The organism is Psychroserpens mesophilus (assembly GCF_050617655.1).
Lineage (GTDB): Bacteria > Bacteroidota > Bacteroidia > Flavobacteriales > Flavobacteriaceae > Psychroserpens > Psychroserpens mesophilus_A.
The window spans coordinates 1-273 of record NZ_JBODQC010000167.1 but is presented as its reverse complement, the minus strand read 5'-3'; the positions used below and the strand labels follow the sequence as shown (position 1 = coordinate 273).

1 protein-coding gene is annotated in these 273 nt (G+C 62.6%); it reads right to left on the bottom strand.

Annotated elements, in window-relative coordinates; genetic code table 11:
- On the bottom strand, positions 1 to 258 hold a 258-nt coding region (locus ACRHNM_RS16795), incomplete at its 3' end, for a c-type cytochrome (protein WP_431137765.1).
- Between the last annotated feature and the right edge of the window lie 15 nt (positions 259 to 273).

Sequence of the window (273 nt, the reverse complement as noted above, 5' to 3'; positions counted from 1 at the left end):
GACCCCGGTGACCCTCCCCCGGCTGACAGGTTGGTTACTGTGTCCCCAGGCATTGCGAATATAGGTGGCGATTGCCGCGATATCCCGGTCCTGAAGGGTGGAAAAAGAAGGCATACTCGGGAGGATGTCCGGGATGTCGTATCGGTTGCCGGCTACCTCAACGGGGCCCTCCATGCCCGGCAACCGGATCATGGCCAAGTTATAATCCTCCCCGTTGTCGCATGCGGATTCCGTCTGGGGCGGCGCAAAGCCGCGCATCCCCGCCCCGTTCGG